The following is an 18,885-nucleotide window of genomic DNA, read 5'->3' as shown; positions in this document are numbered from 1 at the left end:
TCCGAGAGTCAAAACTCACCGTCTGGCACTGGGGATTTGATCTGCGAGGAACTTGCTCCCACAGGATTGGGGGAGTAAACTAGCCCGATGGATGGTACAAATTCTTATCCTAAAAACAGAGATCCGATCCTTGCGACCATCGTCCAGAAATTCGACCGTCGAATTTCTCGGGGGAAGCTTGCTTTCTTGGAAAACTCTAAAAAGATACTTCTCTTGGAACCAAAACCTCGATGAATCGAATATTAGAAATCTTTTTAGAGAGGCCGGAAAACAGAGATTCATTCAGTCAGTCGAACAGTGGTTTGAGTTTCACAGAAGCCGCAATAAAACGAACCATATTTACTCTGAAAAAGTCGCTGAAGAGGTTTATGAAACAGCAAAGGAATTTTTACCAGAAGTCGAATTCCTTCAGTCCCAACTTGAAAGGGTCCTGAAGTCGTGAAGCCTCCCATCGTCGGTCTCAAGAGTGAGGAGTGGTCTTTCATTAAGAAGAACCTTGAAAGATTTTTGAATAAGGGAAGTACCGTTTATTTCTTCGGTAGTCGCCACCGAGGGGACCACAAACCTTATTCAGATTTGGATATCAGCATCCATACACCAAAAGAAGGAAAATTAGATCGTGCTTGGTTTGGCGCCCTTGAAGACATTTTCGCCGATAGTGATATTCCTTACAAAATTGATCTTTCAGACTATGACTCACTTGACGAGAAATTCCAGGAACACATCAGGAATAATTCCGTGCAGATTTCTATTTACTGAGAGGTTCCTCAGCCGTCCTCTCATTCATTTCGTTGTGCCGGAATGGAACGTCACAATTTGATACAAATCGAGAGAGATTTCCGCGGCCTTGGTGCACACTTGAAAACGCCCATTTTCTTAACATCTGTCACAATTTCAAATTTCATTTCATTTTCAAATTAAGGAAATTTACATACTTGGAGCACACAGGGTCTGGACCAGCCCATGCACTAAGTCCCACTGAGTTCAAAATTTGCTCGAGGCTTATTTTTTGTCAAATCAATAACTGTTTCCCGCTTCAAGATGCTCTGAAACTTCCGGGGGCTGAGCATCGAAAGGACGGGATTAATATAATAGGGGATCCATATGGCTTTTGATAAAGTACGCTCAGATCGCTTGGGTAAAATATTAAGTAAATATCGAAAGAAGAAACTTGTCCATCTGAGCGGCCTCATTCTGGCTGCTGCAATAATTTCTCTATTCTATTCCAATTGTGGTGATTTTAATGCCTTGAGAAAGAACGACTCGCCCTCCACTCCTGTCGCCACTGGAGAATCATTCTTTGCAAATGATGGGGCTGTCATTGGAAATGTCGAACGCTTGGTTGACACGGGATCAACGCTTGTACTCAGCGGTTGGGCCTGTGTTGTGGGCAGCGATTCTCCCGCCGTTATTGAGATTGGCGCAGCTGATGGATCATTTGGCACGACAACAGCCGACAGCGTTCGGGAAAACGCAGTGAAAGTGGCTTGTAATTCGACAAACTACAATCACGGATTCTCATTCGAAATTTCAGCTGCTTATCGCAACATTTATGAAGGCAAAGAACCCTATGTCAGGCTCAACGGTACCGCCATACCTTTAGAACCCAATCTCATCATCACAGCTGTTCCATCTGAGCCCGTGACCCCAACAATGGCTGGCTATTTGGATGCTGTCACTTACGCTAGCGACGGTTCTGCCACGGCGACTGGATGGGCTTGTTTGACGGGAACAGATCAGCCTGTCAATGTGGATATTGTTTCAGACACAGGCTATAAGCTCGGGTCAGGCACAGCTAACGCAGCAGCAGGACTTGGCGTTAAAGCTGCTTGCGGATCTTCTACCATCAATCACGGATTTAGCATACAAATTAATTCCGTCCTATTCGTTGCAGCTTCGGGTTCGAAAGTGAAAGCCGTTGCCTCATCCGGGGGCCAACAAGGCTACCTCATTGGCGAATTTCCGTTGGAGAAGAAACTTGAAGACCGCCCAAATCTTCCCTTCACGGCTAAACTCGATCCTTCATGGACTGGACCAGGAGGAAGCACTTGGAACCATAGCGCAACTCTCAATTCTGCAGACTCTGGTAGTGCTCGCTTTTCGATTAACTCCTCTTCATCAAATGACGGACTCATCCCCTCCTTTCTTGAACAGAAAGTTGATATCACAGTGACAGGCAACGGCTGCCATGATGTCGGACAATCGAATAGAACATCAGCCGGCAGTGGTGACTCTTATGTGGTCACGACACGGGCCTGCTTTACAAAAGCGAGCAACGAAACACACTACTACTGGGACATTAGCTTTACTCACCGAGCCTTCAATCTAACAGCCAACGTTGATGGAGGGGAAAGCGCCAGCCACGGCACGATTTTACTCCGCCCAACTAAGTAATGATCTTGTATTGCGTATTATGTATTATGTATCGTTACTCGACCGCCACACCTCTTATCAGATGTGGCGGTCGAGTTGTTTCTGACTGTAGTGTAGACTAAGTAAGGCGACCGTTGACCTCAGAGGAGGCTGCCTCAGGAATTACACTCTTTTGACGACTGGCTCAGGTCTTGCATCGCATCTCTGCTTTTGCGGAGACCTCACATGAATTCCAAATTCCCATCCATTGTTGCCACAACTTGCCTGAGCCTACTTATTTTTTACATGGTCCAGGCCACCAACGCAGCAGAGTATAGAGAGGTACCTTGCACCACCAGTGAACCGATGAATGTTGATACCTCTCTTCAGTTAATGCTGCGTTCACCTTCCGAATTCGCTCATATCTATGTTTCAAGACACCACCCAAAATTGACCAAAGGGCCAATAATTGGAATCATAGGCGACAGCGTTGCGACCGGTGCGATTGCAAGTCCCAACATCGAAGCCACGTTCTCCAGTCTCATTGTCCAAGGCCTCATAAAAAGCATCTTTAATATTGTCAGCTATGGCCAAACCAACAGTCCCGGTCGACCCGTTCATGATACCTTTGTTGATTCACATCTGCTCTCTTTTGGGCAAATCATCGCAGACATTTTAGGAGCAGGGAGCGATCAAATAATCAATCTGGCCGAAGATGGGCCGCGAATTGAAAAAATGATTCCTCAGTTACAGGATTTGATGAACGTGCTTAAAGCTCGGTTTGGTCATTTCCAACTTCCCGATGTCATTTTTTCTTCTTTCAATGCGAACAACATGTGCCATCCCAGCATCTTTGAAAAATCGGTAGAAGAACTAAAGCAAGATTACCTAACACAGTTAAGGCTCTCCTACGAAGCCATTGCCCAGATGGTCCCAGCAACACGGGGAACCGACTTCTTTGTCATTGCGAATTTAGATGCTGTTAAGGTTCTCACGAGTCAGAAAATTTTGAATAAAACAGTGAACATTTCAACTGCGCAACGGCGCTGTTTAGACTTTCGCAAACCACATTTAGACATGAATTTGAGTCTGAAAAAGAACAGCAACGCTCAGACTATTTCTGAAAAATGGGCCAACGAAATTTTTGAGAAAACCGCGAAAGGCTTGATTGGTATGTGTCCCGCCATATTAGGAGTGGATATCACTGACAGCAAAAAGATCCAACATTTAAAAGATATCTATAAATCCTACCTTGAAGCTCAAGCCGAAACTACCTCGGAATATCAGCCTCAGCTATTCAAACTTGGAATTCGACTGCATTTTATAGATGCCTCAAGCGAAATCGAGTTCCTGTCTCAGGATGTCGGCAACGATTGTTTTCATCCCAACTTTATGGGTCAGATTAAAATCGCCGCGACTATTTTGAAGTCACGATCAGAGCTCTTTCAGAATATTCAAGATCAGTTTAGCCCCGAAAAATAAATGGCCTCGTGTGAGAGAAGGATTCTATCGTAACTTGGTTTAGAGCCTTCAAAAATCCCTTCACGAATTGCACACTTGAGAGTATTTCGACTTTTTCGGTGTACAAACCGAACTGGACTTGACTTTTTCGGTATTTAGACCGAAAAAGTCATTATGGATAGATATTTAAAAGCAGCTCTTCTAAAGGATCTTTCTAAAAAAATTGTGATCATCACAGGACCACGGCAAGTTGGAAAAACAACTCTGTCTAAGGCTCTACTGAGAGATTTTGATTATTACAATTATGACAACCCTCAAGATCGAAAAAGAATTCATCAAAGTGACGTTGATTTTAGCTACCGACCTCTGATTCTCGATGAACTTCACAAGATGCGCCAATGGAAACGATGGCTCAAAGGCCATTTCGACACTCGAACCGCTATCCATCCAATCTTGGTCACTGGTAGCGCCCGTATCGACACTTATAAGAAAGTTGGAGATTCGTTGGCTGGGCGATATTACCAATTCCGACTTCTTCCCTTAGATGTGAAGGAACTTGTAGAAGTCTCTCATGCTGAGCCTCAGAAGGCCTTAGAGTCAATTTTTCAGTTAAGTGGATTTCCCGAGCCTCTTTTATCAAACGATGTTCGTGAATACAGAAGATGGAGGAGCTCTCACCTAGATATTATTTTGCGACAAGATCTACTCGAGAGCGGTTCCATTAAAAGTATACGTTCAATAGAACTATTGGTGGAACTCATGGCCGAACGAGTTGGAAGCCTTATCAGCTACAACTCTCTGAGGGAAGATCTCGGCACTGATGATAAGACAGTAAAACGGTGGTTTGACGAGCTGGAAAACTCCTATGTATTTTTTAGGGTGACCCCCTATTCTAAAAAAATAAATCGTGCCGTCAGCAAAGCCCCCAAATACTATTTTTTCGATATTCCAAGAGTCGTCAATGAAGGGGCACGATTTGAGAACTTAGTTGCGCTGTCTATTTACAAAGAAATCCTCTATCGGAAAGACGTTTTGGGTGAAGACTATTCCTTGCATTTCCTTAGAAATAAGAACCAAAATGAAGTAGATTTCCTGATCTGTCACGAGAAACGTCCCTTAATGATGGTTGAAGTCAAACTTTCAGATAAGAACCTTGAAAATTCTTTTCACATTTTCGAAAAGGGACTTGGGGTAATCTCCAAAATAATACTTGTTAAAAACCTAGACCGCAATTTCACGCTAAAAACCGGCATTCAGGTTTTGCAAGCCAGTAGATGGTTAGAAAAAATGGATTTTTAAGAATTCACAATTTGAGGTGCCGGCTTTCTTAACACAGCTCGCAGCCGGCACTTCATCAAATTGTGAGTTTAGAGGGTCTCCGTGCTCTTAACGACGGTCCAAAAGACCAATTGACAAGTGTTGGTAACTGAATTACCATAAACTAGAGATGGGAAAAAAGCCGCGAGTACGACCACCTAAGAACCCAAATATTCTCGCCATTGCTAGAAAGGCCGTGGCAGAAGGCAGTTATACACGCCGGTTGACCATGCGAAATTGAGATTAGATCAACGCGAGGTAACCGTCTTAGAGATGGAACAAGCGATTGCAAGGGGACACCACGAAAAGCGCAAGGATGAATACAAGACTGAGCACAAATGTTGGAATTATTCAATTCGGGGTAAAACCGTCGATGCAAGAGAACTGCGAGTGGCCGTGTCCTTGGACAAGAATTCTGGATTGTTGATTGTTACTGTTATTGATTTGGCTAAATAGCTAGCGGAGAATGCAGATGAAAATTAAAAAATACATTTTTAACGGCTTTGGCTTCCCTGTTGCACTGCACGATGTTCCTGCTAGAAAAATTCGTGGGAGTATTGAGCCGATCATTAACTACAAGAGTTTGGCCGCAAAGGTTATTTCCGAAATCTGCTCAGATGAGAACACAAATCCGCTGACTGGAAGACAAGTTTTTTTTCTAAGAAATCACTTGGGAATGACGTTGCGCGAGTTTGGAAAATTACTTGAAGTCACTCACCCAGTGATAAAGCAGTGGGAAAAGTGTGATGATAAATCGACAAAAATGTCAGATTCCACCGAAAAAATTCTGCGTCTCAAGATGCTTGAATCCATCGGAACAAAACCGGCTAGATTTATGGAAGCATTCCAAAATTTGTATATCGACAGAGAAAATGAAGCGACTCATTCTTTGCCACGGATTTCTTTATAAAGTATAAACTTGGCTCTTTTCGGTCGGGGGAACATGGGACCGCTATCTCATGTCTCTGGATCCACTTCACGTTGTCGCTTGCAGAACCGACAGCCAAGCCACGCACCTTCGAACATTTTTATCATTTTGAAACCAAGACCGATTTTCGTCCGAGACAAAAACAGCCAGAGGTTTCATGTTGATCTGCTAACGCTCATAAATCCCAATCAATTCACGAAGATCAATGTTTAAAAGTTCAGTTACTGGTACCTAAATTCCAGCCCTGCCAATGCTGTCAGAAAGTCGCCCACAAAATACTGAACTGCTTCTTTGCCAACGATTAAGCCAGTTTGAGTCAATTCCTTCTCTAATTGCTCAGAAAAGTAATGCCAATGATTGAGCCGTGTGGACTGGATTAGGATTTTGAAAAAGGTCCTGACAATTTGTGGGTGATAATGCGCAAGGGTAGGCATAGATTTTAGCTCGTCTAAGCTTATCTTGTGGAATTCAACTCGACATTTCTTCCCATTTGCTTTCTGATCTTGCAATTGTTTGAATTCATCAGAGTCGGCAATAAGTAACTCATCGTCAAAAGCATCTGGGTAGTCTTCATCCTGCTGATCAAATTTGCGATAGGTTGAAAAGGCATCATTCTCGCATTCCAAATAATAAAAATAGTCAGGATTTTCAGATCCTTTGCCAACGTAGAATCCGTACCCGTACTGACCTGCTTCCTTTTCGTTCGGGCCTCCGACCCCCTGATTGTACATGCCAGCGTTTGCATGCTGGCTCAAAATTACAAAAACTCCCAATGCCAAAAATTTCAATTGCATAAAAGATACTCCTTACAGATTTTGTGAAAACGATCTTGCCCCAGAAATAGTTGAAGTTTAGAAACTGACAGGTCCGAACATTTTTGTCTTCAATAGGTTACAACACTTATCGAGACAATCAGAAAAGACCCATCAGGGATGAAAAATCGTAGTCAGCCTTAAGAAGAGAAGCAAGAAAAAACCCCTGGTCCACGCTAAAAATTGCAGACGTTCGGAATGATATTTTCGAAGGTCTTTCAGGACCCATCGAATCAAAGCATCCTTTGATATCAATGTTGCTGCCACCGGCGGTGAAAGCATTTTTAAAAGAACTGGAATCAGATCTCGAGCAAGTCTTGCGGCTCGATGTCGAAGCACGGAGGCCAGACTCTTCGCTGGAAATCATAAAGTGGCTCGATCGTTCGAGGAATTGGCACAGAGGTCCATCAAGGATGATGGGTATCAGAGCCTTTTTTATTGATGGAAAAATATTTTCAAATTACGACGTCATCATTTTATTCAATCAATTTTTCTTCCACCATCTGAGCTCATCAATCATTTTTTCCTTCTCCACTTTTTTTCACTGTGGGAAGCTGTGACCGCAGGGAACTTAGTTCAGTTCAGTTTCATACATTTTTTGGCACGAATGCGCCTTCAAGAGTACATGGTGCTCAAGAGTACATGGTGCAGAGTACATGGTGCGTTTACTGGTCTGGAAAACCTGATCAACCGAACCGCATCCTCCATTTTCAAATCTTTCGATAGTCAAATTGCTTCAGGATCTTTGGCTCCTGAATTGATTTCCCGCTAGTCAATGCATCAATTATGACAGTCGCCAGAAATGGCCAATCTGATTTCTCGATGTCCCCATAGTATCCAGAAAAATGGTGATTGGCTTCGTCGAGCCATCCCTCCCAGAAGTTCCACGCAAGCATTAGGTCGACATCTTCCTGGTCCCATCGGTCGCAGTCGAGCAGGTCAAATTCTTTACTCAGATTGCTGAGAGACGGAGATCCATGAGATTCCTTCGACCGTTCGAGACACTGAATGAGTCTTTTTTTGAAGTCAGAATTTTTCATCACTTCTCACCAATCTAGCTTAGAATCTATCACAAAAGTTTTTGTCTGGGCTCTTCACTTCCCAGGGGCGATGTCTCCCAATACCTTGGCCTGGAATTGTCTGACCAGTCTTAGGGTCGATTGAACGGCGATGATAGTGTGGCAGTTGGCCCACGGGATTGTTGGTGCGATTGCCAAAGGGAGCAAACCTCATTCCCGCAAAAGTGAATTCATAGCCAGTAGCAAACATCCCCACCGCTGCACCCATTGCAGCTCCTGCCGCCGCGCCACCTAGAACTCTGGCACCCTCTCCAATCGGGCTCGTGGGTGTATCGGTTGGCGTAGGAGTTAGGAATGCGCCAAAGAATACACCTATAGCTGCGCCAACCAAAACCGGATGCTCGCCATCAGGATCTATGAAGTTGATCGGGTCATTGATCACGTACCCATACAAATTCGTATCACCACCATTAAACCCAATGGGGTCTTTAGATGTCCAACGCCCAACCGTCGGATTATAATCCCTGGCGCCGAAACGAACGAGTTTTGTGTCGCTATCGTAAAGTCCTCCGGCAAAGCCGAAGGGTTGGAAGCCTGGATTGGAATCGCTGAGCACAGCTCCGAATTCATCGTATTCAATTTGCTGAACGACAGCTCCTGTTTCTGTGTCGATAACAAGCTTAGGACTGCCGAGGTGATCGGAGAAGATTTTGTACGTTCGATCAGCTTTGATCAGGTAATCAGGAACATTGGCTTTGGTTCCGTAAACGAATCGGCTGACAAGACGGCCTTCACTGTCTAAAAGAGCTGCAATCTGAAGCTGTGACTGATAGAGATACTGCTCTGTGAGCTGCCCGTTGATCTTCTTGGCCACGCGTCGATTGAGGCCGTCTGTTAAGTAATCAATGGCTTTCCCATCTGGAAGAGTCACAGATACCAGATTGCCAACCAAATCATAGTTGAACTGAGTTTGCAGTGTTTGAGGCACTTTGTCTGTCACAAGCCTTAACTGCCCGCGAGGGTTGTAGGCATATTCCCTCATGGAGTCAGAGACGAGGCGATCCTGAGTGTCAAAGGAGGAGGCGAGCTCTTTGCCATCTTTCACCTTCAATATGGGATTTCCGTTGAAGTCATACTCATACTTGCTAATCAATTCGTTATCTTTATGAACAGACGACAACTGACCTGCGGGATTATAGGAATAGGAAAACTCAAAAGGCTTTTTGCCAACAGGAATTACTTTCTTATTGATTATGCGGCCAAGCTCGTCTCTTGTGAGAGTCTCTTGATAGAGATCCTGCTCATTAAAGCTTAAGGCCATCATTTTAAGCTCACCATACTCCTGATCATAGCCATAGGTCTCCTTGATTTTACCCAGTTTAGAGGAAACTACAGATCCGGTGGCCGGGTCAAGACCAATTGTCGCCTCACCCGCCTGAGTGAGAAAGCCGTCGTCATCGTAGTTATAGGTGATCTCATCGGAGGGGTGTCCAGAGTTGCTGCCGCCGGCGCTACTGATACGGCTACTGTCACTGCTACTGCTGCCGCTGCCAATCTGGACTTTAAGAGAGTCGACCCTAAGGTCCTTGTTGTACCCAAATTCCAAGCGATTTTCTCTTCCAAATGCCTTTGTTGATTGAGACCTTGGCAAGCTGCCGTAATAGGAAAAATCCAACTCAATTTCATCGGGCGATATGATCGTTTTAATTGGGCCACTGGAGTGATAAGTGTAGGCGTAAGAACCACGGTTCGTCACAACTTGTTCCAATCGGCCAGTTTTTTGACCATACTTGATCGCAACTTGTTCACCACCTGGAAATACGATTCCGTTTAACTGCTTGTCTCTATTATACGAGTATCTCGTCTCTGTTGCTGTGGCTGCGGCAGCGGCTGCCGCCTCCTCATGCAGGCTTGGGGCCAGGTAACTCGCAACCAATTCAAAAACATTGAATTTAAATTGATGAGCAGGTCTGCTGGGCGGAGTTAATGAAATCAAGTTCCCATTGAGATCATATTGATAGTCAACAAAGCGTCCATCAGGCAGCGTTTCTCTCTTCGTTCTGCGTGCTTCATCATAGCTATAACGAACTTCACGCAAAAGAGGGTCAACAATAGATTCCAGAAATCCCTGATTGTCGTAGTGAAATTCCGTTTTTCTCTTGCCGCGAGTGACGCCAAACAGTCGGCCTCTCTGGTCATAAGAATATTGCGTGGGCGTGAGGTGACCCACCCGTTCGCTCACTCGATTTCCAAAATCGTCAATCTGATAGGTTGTTTTGCGACCCATCGCAGACGTAGAGATCGTTTGACGGGAGGAACGATCAAAAACTTCGGTGATCGCCTTTCCGTTAATCGTTAATCGTGTGGTGAGACTTGAAAAATCAAATGGTGAAAGAAATCCGGTCACGTCTTGAGAATGGTTTACCTCAATTGGAAATTCTGCGAGTTCATTGATTGTGAACTGGGTTCTGGTCGGAAAAGATAGCTTCTCCTTAAAACGGACATCAGGCTGAAAGTCGGTTTTCAATTTAAAGTCAGACGTCATGAGCGTTTCGGATTCACCGGACTTGAATCTCATCACAGAAGTTGTTCCATCAGGAAACGTCTTTTTTCTTTCATAAAATCCATCATTTGATCTCGATAAAAGGTAATCTGTTTTACGCCCCTCTGAAGTTGTCATATTTAAATCAACTGGAGATCCTGATCCATTGGACAAGTGGCCCTTGAAGCGAAGAGATGCCCCTCCTGCACTATCGTCTCTGAAGAGATATCCCATCGAGTTGTAACTAAATCGATTGACTTGGCCGTTCGGCTTCTTAAATTCGCTCATTAAACCGCCGGATCGATAAGCCATTTGAAAATTCTCATCTCGATTATTTGCAACACGAGCCAAATAACCTTCGTTATCAAGAGTCAATTCCGTCTCCTGACCGTAAGGAGAGACAACCTTAATGAGTTTTGAACCATTGGTCCTCAAAAAACTGGTCGTGTTGCGGTAGGAATCGGTCACTGACAAGATCTCTCCGTTTTGATCATAGGAGAAAGTCCACAGCACTCCCCCCGTCAGCCCAAGTCGAGTTTCTCGATGAAGGCCCTTTGAATCAAAAGCATAGACTTCAAGTCCGTCAGCCGATGGCAATTCAATTCTATCCGACAAAGTGGCAAGGGAGCCTTTGACTGCCCGAGTTTGTCCGTTACCCAAATAAATAATGCCCTCTTCAAAACTCAGATAATGAATGACATTGAGTCCCCAACCTCCGAGACCTAAATAGGCTGGTTTGAAGTTTCCTACAAAAGTCGTCCAGCTCATAGGTGGATTGTTTAAAGCCAGCTCTGCCCTGGCCTTCGACCAAACCTGCTTACCTTGCGAATCAGACCCATCCCAGGCAAATCCAAAACCAAAAGACCATGGACTTATGTCAACAGAGTTTGACCGACCCGCAAGCTTAATGGTGAGAACTGATCCGACACTCTTCTTCTGACCAGCCTGTGCGGGAATTTCAACTTGGTAGTCTCCTCGTCGACCAATGACTCGGTCACTAAAGTACACTAACGAAAATGGCGTGCCATTGAGAGGTATGGTCTCTCCCAAGGATAGACTGTCTACAAAAATAACTGATCCACATTGCACATCATTCTTCTCTATAGGTTGACTTGTGTATCCAGCTGGCACCGACTTTATCGCTTGGAGGACTGGTTCTACATATCCAGATCCAGGAGCGATCAGAGTCGATTTTACGATTGAGTTTTTATCAGGCCCCCGCCAGTTATCTGATCGCAAGTCTACCAAAGCTTCTCTACCTTTGCGAAATTCATCCCCAACTTCTTCTATTCTTTTTTTTGCATTCAACTCACCCTCTCTTATTTTCTGTTCATTTTCTGAGATAGCACTTTTATCTGCCGCAATCGCCTCCTGATTTTCTTTGAGTGCATTTGCATCAGGAGATCTTTCTATCAAAACACCCGCCACGCCAGCAAATCCCTCAATAACCCCCACCCCTGCACCAACACCAACTTCCTCTGTCGACGTCGAGGATGTTCCACTCTGGCCTGCCTCAATGTTCTCTTGGTCTGATTTAGCTCCATGAGCCGGTGAATTCCGAGACCCATCAGTTTCAGAAACTGAAGGACCATCAGGCAATGGACCTATTGGGACTTCAGTTCTACCACCAACCGAAGGACCCCAATTACCTCCCCTTGGATCGAGATCAAGCCTCATTACCTTTCTATCACCATCGATCTTGAATGACGTGATGGCACAGGTACAGTGACCTCCATCCGGAAAATACACATCAAATATAATACCGGGTTTCCATTTTGCCTCAATTTCTCCAATAAGACCAGGGTCCGTGATGTTACCCTGAAATCCAAACGAACTGGCCGGAGTGAAAGACAGAAACAAAAAAACCAATTTAATTATTATCTTCATAAAAATAAAACAAGATCACTGAATTGATTGTTCGCGCATGCAATTCGCGAAGATCTCTTCGATCTCATCTCTCCTTTGGATTTTGAAGTTATCATTTATCATTTCAAAGCAATACAATTGAGTCTGCGTCTTATTGACACGTTTTGCGTGGGCTCCTCTCATCTCGCGATTGACCGCCTCCGCCTCTAAAAGCGATACGTAGGAGATATATGTGTTCTTAATATTCAATGAATGAATTTGAATTGGCTTAATTTCCTTAATAAAATCCGAAAAATCATTCAACTTTTGGACTAATGCAGCATCAGAAGCATACCATTTCCCGCTGACCAATATCTTTAAGTTGCCTTCCAAATAGTCTACTCTGTGAGCTAACGTCTCAAAGCTAAATATGGACTTCAGAATTTCTTCAATCGATACTTCGTCAACTTGCTTTTCTTTCATTTCTCCTGCATTTAAAGCGGCTGAATAATTCGTTTCGCTTCTTTTTATTTTCTCTATTATCAGGAGAAGCTGATTTTTGAGCGACTGAAGCTCATTAACATGAAAATTTATCTGATTTATTTCACTCTCAGCAATAGCCCTTTGAATGACGCTCGTCTCGCGGGCAAGGTCATAGGTCCTGCGCTGAATCTCGCTGATTTCCCGCATGTGCCCAATAGTAATCATTGCATCAGCAAACTGGACAGCCAGAAGGATCATCGCAGTGGTGGGCTCCGGCGATAGAATAAAACTCGTCGCAGCCCAAGCACGCTCCTTATCTGTTTTGGCCTGAACAAATGCCAAAACTGATAATGACTTGGCTGCAAAAGTAAAAACCTTCGTCCCTATCTTTGGATCGACAGAGAAGACAAGATTTGGATTTTTATCGAGAAAATCTGCGGTAAACGCCATGGCCTGGGCTTTCGCATATCCCAGGCCAAAGGCTTTCCCCGCTTCCACTGCAACGGATTCCTCGCTCCACCCCCACTGTGGGACGATCACCAAAATAATCAGAAATAGTGCTTTCATTGATTGCTACCCAGTTGATTGAGTGTTTCAAAAACTTGATGGCATAATCCTTGAGATCCAGTGTGTAGCTCATCGAGCTCCGCCTTAAAAAACTCCATGTAGGACAAAAATGTCTCGAGATTGAAGATCTTGCCGACTTCCAAATTCACCTGGTCATGGTCGAAATTGAGATAAACTTGAGCGTACACGGCAATTGATCTCAGCAAAATCCACATTCCCGATTCCAAAAGATTCTCTTTTTTTTGCAAATGTGAAACCTGAGACAATTCAGAATGTGCGATATCCTTTGCAGCAAATAGAATATCACTTCTTCTCGCCACATAGTCAGCCCAATCAACTTTGCCTTTCCCGAGTAAGAAAACCATTGCAGCACCATGTTTAAATATCAATTTTTCTCTGACTTCGTGATGATGGGACTTCTCCTCTATTAGCACGCCAACACTGTGATAAAATTGCGCGATTGATTTATATTGGTTATATCCATCAATAGGAGTCGCCTTTTCCTGACAAGACAAATCTCCTCGCCTCCCATCTATAATTTGATACCGACATCCGACTTCAAGTAAACGGTCCAAAGGTGCGAACTTATCGGAGGCATCTACTGCCTCCGAATGAACAGAAACAGGCTTAGGAACAGGAACTGAAGTACCAGTTGTGCTGTCGCTGCAACCGCTCAGAGATAAGGAGATAATCATACAACTTAAAATAAATCGCCACGCAATCATTTCGACGCTCCTTCTTCACTTTCAAGAATCTTCAAACTCTCTTCAAGAGAGCTCACTTCTTTCTTAGCGGAGTCGTGATTAGTTTTTAGTCTCTCTCTAATGGCCACACTATAAACAGTTGAGTAGTTGTAGCTCCTAGCCAATGCATCTAAAGAAGATATGGCACCCTGCTCTTGGTCGTTCTTAAGGATAGTCATCTCAACCTGAAATTTCTCAATCAGTGCACGAAGACTCATTTCATCCTTAGTCCCATTATCTTGAGTCTCAACTTGAGGTATCTGACTGCTCGTACGATCAGCATAGTCAAGCAAAGTGGCGAACTGGGAGGCTAAGAGCAATTTAACGGCCATCAGGTTATCTGCGGTATTCTCACTTGAAAGCAAAAACTGCCTAAAGATTTTATTGTTTGATGCCATTATCCAGAAAATCACCTCATTATCTGCATCAAGGAGCCCCAGCGTGGCTATCAAATCCTTCTTGACATTTAGAAGGCGTCTCGTTTGCGATATTTGTTCATTCCGCAGCACTCTTGCTCCATCACGAACAACGCGCTGTCTCTCTTCTTTTGCCTCCTCCCTCTCCCTATCTCTCTTTCTTCCGTCCTCACCCAAAGAGCAAACATCACCCAAATAATTCATGAGTTTTTTTTGAATCCTTTCCAGCCTTATGCACTGTATCCTCTATATCCTCTTGGGTCGTTACAACTGTTTCCCTTGTATCACTCAAAGCTTTAATCACTGTATTATTGAGATCATCTCGTCCCTTAATCAGTGTATCATTAGCATCCTCTCCAGCTTTACCCACTGTTTTCAATGTATCATCCACGGCTTTGACACCTGCTTTCACTATGTTCTCTGGAGCCTTGGTAATAGCTGGGAGCAAATGGGGTGCGCCGTCGGGCACTATGAGCGGCACTATGAGCGGCACCACAACGGCAATCGGAGGCAATTTAACCTTAGCCGCTTCTCTTTTGATATCGTCTCTAGCTTTACTCAAAAAGTCTGCCGACGCTGGATCGGCATACAAAGCCCCAGCAAAGATGAAAGTGAGAGCAGTCAGAAGTTTGATAGGCTGATAAGCGCACGCCTGTGTCCCTTGCTTAAGCGGCGCCTCGGTCTGTTTCTTGGTTCGCGCGTTGGTCTGCGCGCTGATCCAACAGGCCTCTCTGATGACGGTGTGACTATAAGTATTTCGATTTGACATGGTCCTCCCTTCGCACACAACGACTCTCTCGGTGTGCTTTAGTTAAATTTTGCTCAACGCAAAATTTGTTGATGATTTCTATTTAATTACCGTTTTACAAATGGAACAGTTGCCGTCATTGCCAATTGCGTGCCACTAAAGTTGGAGCTTTTTTGACACCGATTTGTCGGCACAGAACTGCTCAAGATCAATTTCGGATCAGTATTAGAGTAATATTGCCGGGCAAACTGGTCCCGTCTTTAAGAGAAAATGAGCGATTTCTCAATCGCCTTGTCCAATTCGGTGTCATTTTGAACTCGGCTAAAAAACGACAAAGGCACGAAAGCCGCCAAACTCTTGGGTAAGAGGCGGACTCCGAAAGCTCGATGCCCAGATCCAGAGAGAGAGAGAGAGAGAGCCGACGGCACTGCTTGATTTTGATGCCTGCGATGAACACCTGCAATTCAGCCAGAACTATATCGTCGATATTGTCACGAGTAGATTCATAGCTAATCAACAATTCGATGGAGAAATTTGAATCCCAGTTCCCTCAAAATCTGCAGAATCCATGGGATGTATGTATGTTTGGATGGATGTTTGGATGGATGTGTGTATAGATTTACCACAATAGAGCGGCGGCTTTGGCGGCGATTCATTCTGGCAGGCAGGGAGAATGAAACTACTGCCCACTCTTTCGCTGCTTTGCCTGACGGTTGTGTTGATTCAATTAAAGCAGCAGGTACGGCCACTAGGGTTTTATAATGGTACGCAAGAGCAGTCGCTCCCAAGACGATAAGGTTCAAATTCAAAGAAATTGCGTTCACTTAAAAGCCTCTCTTTAATGGATTGAACGATTTCAAAGAAATTTCTGTTTGCGCTAAGGAATTCATCTCTGGACAATGAAAGGCCCAGCACTTGAATTCCCTGGAGGACAGACCTCAGTTCCTCAAGCTGATCAGTCAATAGTGATACGTCCGTGCGATGCCTGGCCATGCCATTGTAACGCTCAATTCTATGAATATACACGCTCACGCGCTCAATAAAGGTTCGAAAATTCTGGAAATGATTATTTAATAACCATAAAATGGCATTCGGATCCATCGCCATCATCTCGTTTGAACCTTCCAATTCCCTATCCAACTGCGAGCTGTGCTCGAACAGCCCATTTATTGATTGAATAGTTATGCGAGTGTTCTCTATCAGATCATTTAATTCCCTTGCTGCAGCCGCTTCCTTAATCCTACAGGGATCTCTTTCGGCTAGCTCAATTTGTCGCAAAATTTGCGATAAATCTTTTCTAAACCTACCGAAGGGGTCTGCCGACGCGGGATCGGCATACAAAGCCCCAGCAAAGATGAAAGTGAGAGCAGTCAGAAGTTTGATAGGCTGATAAGCGCACGCCTGTAGCCCTTGCTTAGGCCGCGCATTGGTCAGTTTCTTGGTTCGCTTGTTGATCTGCACGCTGATCCAGCCGGCTGCTCTGGTGACGGTGTGACTGTAAGTATTTCGATTTGACATGGTTCTCCCTCCGCACACAACGATCCTCTCGGTGTACTCAGCTAAATTTCACTCAATGAAAAATATGTTTATTTTTATTTAATTATCATCTTACAAATGGAACAGTTGCCGTCATTGCCATTTACGTGCCAGAAAAATTGGGAGTTTTTTGACACCAATTTGTCGGTACAAAACCTCTTAAGATTGATTTAGGATCAATACAACAATATAGATGCGGGCAAACTAGTCCCGTCTTTAAGAGAAAATGGGCGATTTCTCAATCGCCTTGTCCGATTCGGTGTCATTTTGAACTCGGTTAAAAAAAGACAAAGGCACGAAAGCCGCTAGGCTCTTGGGTAAGAGGCGAACTCCGAGAGCCAAAGATCGCGATCGGACGTGAGGTTCTTCATATCTCGAGGTCACTAATATAGATTGAGCTGCAATTCCCGCCTCTGCAATGAGGTCAAGACCATCTCCAGGTTCACCGAGAAATTCAAAATCAATCAGGTAAACACAATCAAGATCCCGATGCTCCAAAATCCACTTCATGGCTGAGGCCTTTGAATAAAGAATAATGTGCGGACTCTTTGAGCGTTCAGCGCTTGAGAGACGCATCGCCCAGATCTGGTGAATGGAGGGGTCGTCGTCGACCGAAACCACAACGGCTCCCTGTGGCACCTTTATGCGACGAGCAAACCAGCGAGGCTCCTCAGTACAGGGCAGCAAAAGTGTCACGATCGTCCCGACTCCCTCCCGGGAATGAATCGAAAATTCCCCGCCCGCTCGCGCCAGAGTTTGGCGGGCATGATGAAGTCCCAATCCCGTTCCTATCTGCGGCCCTCCAATTCGCAAGATATGATCACTCATCGAGGGTCCCCACGCTCTTATTCTCTCTAAAACCTCAGGACTTATGCCTCTCCCCTGATCCGAAACAACAATCGCTCCTTGCCCCTGATCTGCATATCGCCGAACAGCAATTGTGATTCGTCCGCTATTCACCGATGCCTCAACCGAGTTGTTGATGAGATTTGAAATCACACGAGACAATTCGACGGCACTGATGACGGCAAAGAATCCAAATCCCTCTCTCAAATCCAGATGAATTTCTAAATTCGGATTCTCGCAAAACTGAAGGCGCTTTTCCCGAATAACGGAATCAAGAAGATCTGCAATCAAAATCGGGTCTGACGGCTCCGACGGCCCTGACCGCCCTGACGGCCCCGACGGCCCTACAACCTCGACTCGCTTTCCGACAATATTCGGCCCTGAATCGTCTGGCACTCCAACCGCAGGAATTCCGAAATCCGGAACTTTGCTTTTGTTCAGCAGATCGTTGGCAATATCGTTGATCCGCTGTGTGGCCTTTCGAATCAAATGTCTCTGTTCCTCGAGCATATCGGGCCATCCCTGTAAAGTGCTCACCGCCAAATTGAGCGCAGAAAGGGGCGACCGAATATCATGAGAAACCTGGGCCGCAAGCGAGGTCAATGTCTGCGCGGCCTCAAGCCTGAGTTTGGCCAATTGATCGTTCTGCACATTTCTCAGCCTTTGAACAAAGTAGATGGTGCTAAAAAAAATCAAACCGCCAAGGCGCATCGCCCATAGGCCCCATAAAAATACGATCTGATTGCGAGTCGAAAAACTCACGACAAAAAGATCATTGTTAATCGCGCGAACCTTCGCTGAAAATTGGCCCCCACTCAGCAACCATGAATTTTGTATACAGTCCCCGCGAAAACTCAAATCAAGCAAAATACGACGGCGAGGTTCAATCTGCTCAACGACTGGACATCGTATCGTCGCAAGCTTTTCCAAATCACCAACAGAGCGCAACAGATATTCAAAATCCGAAGAAAACAAGTCAGAACGAAATTGTGACTGAAGAGCGCGTGACAAATCAAGACCATGATTGTGCTGAATAAAATAGAATACCAATTGACAAACAATGACCCAGATCAACATGATGATCGTCGGAATAACAAGCCAGCTCTGCTTTTTATGGCATGAGCGTAAATTAAAAACTTTTTCAATGTTGGCTAAAAAACGCATAAAAATAAAGAAGTGAGAAAAATTTTATGATAGGAGTGCCTCAAGTTCGTTACACCTCACTCCGATAGGAGACGTCAAGTGCAGACCTTGAGAACAACAAGAACCA

At 44.7% G+C, this 18,885-nt stretch carries 16 protein-coding genes; 7 read left to right on the top strand and 9 right to left on the bottom strand.

Features of this window, described 5'->3' with window-relative positions:
• Positions 1–178: 178 nt before the first annotated feature.
• From IPL83_20795 to IPL83_20765, 7 genes are all read left to right on the top strand, one after another.
• Positions 179–442, top strand: coding sequence for a nucleotidyltransferase substrate binding protein (locus IPL83_20795; GenBank protein MBK9041557.1), 264 nt, complete (start codon positions 179–181; stop codon positions 440–442).
• A complete protein-coding gene (locus IPL83_20790) occupies positions 439–759 on the top strand; it encodes a nucleotidyltransferase domain-containing protein (GenBank protein ID MBK9041556.1) in 321 nt (106 codons plus the stop codon). The genes IPL83_20795 and IPL83_20790 overlap by 4 nt, the downstream gene beginning before the upstream one ends.
• A gap of 345 nt (positions 760–1,104) precedes the next feature.
• The gene (locus IPL83_20785; protein ID MBK9041555.1) at positions 1,105–2,394 is read left to right on the top strand and encodes a hypothetical protein; all 1,290 of its coding nucleotides are present in this window, start codon (positions 1,105–1,107) and stop codon (positions 2,392–2,394) included.
• A gap of 204 nt (positions 2,395–2,598) precedes the next feature.
• Positions 2,599–3,834 carry a hypothetical protein gene (locus IPL83_20780; protein MBK9041554.1) on the top strand — a complete coding sequence of 412 codons (1,236 nt, stop codon included), beginning with the start codon at positions 2,599–2,601 and terminating at the stop codon, positions 3,832–3,834.
• Positions 3,835–3,987: 153 nt separating this feature from the next.
• Positions 3,988–5,112: an ATP-binding protein gene (locus IPL83_20775; GenBank protein MBK9041553.1), complete on the top strand. Its 1,125-nt coding sequence runs from the start codon at positions 3,988–3,990 to the stop codon at positions 5,110–5,112.
• Between the two features lie 255 nt (positions 5,113–5,367).
• The gene (locus IPL83_20770) at positions 5,368–5,586 is read left to right on the top strand and encodes a DUF4258 domain-containing protein (GenBank protein ID MBK9041552.1); all 219 of its coding nucleotides are present in this window, start codon (positions 5,368–5,370) and stop codon (positions 5,584–5,586) included.
• A gap of 16 nt (positions 5,587–5,602) precedes the next feature.
• Positions 5,603–6,040, top strand: a complete 438-nt coding sequence (locus tag IPL83_20765; GenBank protein MBK9041551.1) for a hypothetical protein — start codon at positions 5,603–5,605, stop codon at positions 6,038–6,040.
• A 239-nt stretch (positions 6,041–6,279) separates the two neighbouring features.
• On the opposite strand, the gene IPL83_20760 is transcribed toward IPL83_20765, so the two are convergent.
• The 9 genes from IPL83_20760 to IPL83_20720 form a co-directional block, all read right to left on the bottom strand.
• Entirely contained in the window at positions 6,280–6,852 is a 573-nt protein-coding gene (locus IPL83_20760; protein MBK9041550.1) for a hypothetical protein, read from the bottom strand.
• A gap of 728 nt (positions 6,853–7,580) precedes the next feature.
• Entirely contained in the window at positions 7,581–7,910 is a 330-nt protein-coding gene (locus IPL83_20755) for a hypothetical protein (protein MBK9041549.1), read from the bottom strand.
• 19 nt (positions 7,911–7,929) lie between these two features.
• Entirely contained in the window at positions 7,930–12,318 is a 4,389-nt protein-coding gene (locus tag IPL83_20750; protein ID MBK9041548.1) for a hypothetical protein, read from the bottom strand.
• A gap of 15 nt (positions 12,319–12,333) precedes the next feature.
• Positions 12,334–13,326: a hypothetical protein gene (locus IPL83_20745; GenBank protein MBK9041547.1), complete on the bottom strand. Its 993-nt coding sequence runs from the start codon at positions 13,324–13,326 to the stop codon at positions 12,334–12,336.
• A complete protein-coding gene (locus tag IPL83_20740) occupies positions 13,323–14,051 on the bottom strand; it encodes a hypothetical protein (GenBank protein ID MBK9041546.1) in 729 nt (242 codons plus the stop codon). The genes IPL83_20745 and IPL83_20740 overlap by 4 nt, the downstream gene beginning before the upstream one ends.
• Positions 14,048–14,689, bottom strand: coding sequence for a hypothetical protein (locus IPL83_20735; GenBank protein MBK9041545.1), 642 nt, complete (start codon positions 14,687–14,689; stop codon positions 14,048–14,050). Before IPL83_20735 ends, IPL83_20740 begins: the two co-directional genes overlap by 4 nt.
• Positions 14,673–15,254 (bottom strand): hypothetical protein, encoded by a 582-nt coding sequence (locus IPL83_20730; protein MBK9041544.1) that lies wholly within the window; start codon positions 15,252–15,254, stop codon positions 14,673–14,675. The genes IPL83_20735 and IPL83_20730 overlap by 17 nt, the downstream gene beginning before the upstream one ends.
• Positions 15,255–15,989: 735 nt before the next feature.
• On the bottom strand, positions 15,990–16,751 hold the full coding sequence (locus tag IPL83_20725) for a hypothetical protein (GenBank protein MBK9041543.1): 762 nt from the start codon (positions 16,749–16,751) through the stop codon (positions 15,990–15,992).
• 234 nt (positions 16,752–16,985) lie between these two features.
• Positions 16,986–18,692: a HAMP domain-containing histidine kinase gene (locus IPL83_20720; protein ID MBK9041542.1), complete on the bottom strand. Its 1,707-nt coding sequence runs from the start codon at positions 18,690–18,692 to the stop codon at positions 16,986–16,988.
• Between the last annotated feature and the right edge of the window lie 193 nt (positions 18,693–18,885).

Source organism: Bdellovibrionales bacterium, from assembly GCA_016716765.1.
Classification (GTDB): domain Bacteria; phylum Bdellovibrionota; class Bdellovibrionia; order Bdellovibrionales; family UBA1609; genus JADJVA01.
This window is presented reverse-complemented; position numbering and strand designations above follow the sequence as displayed.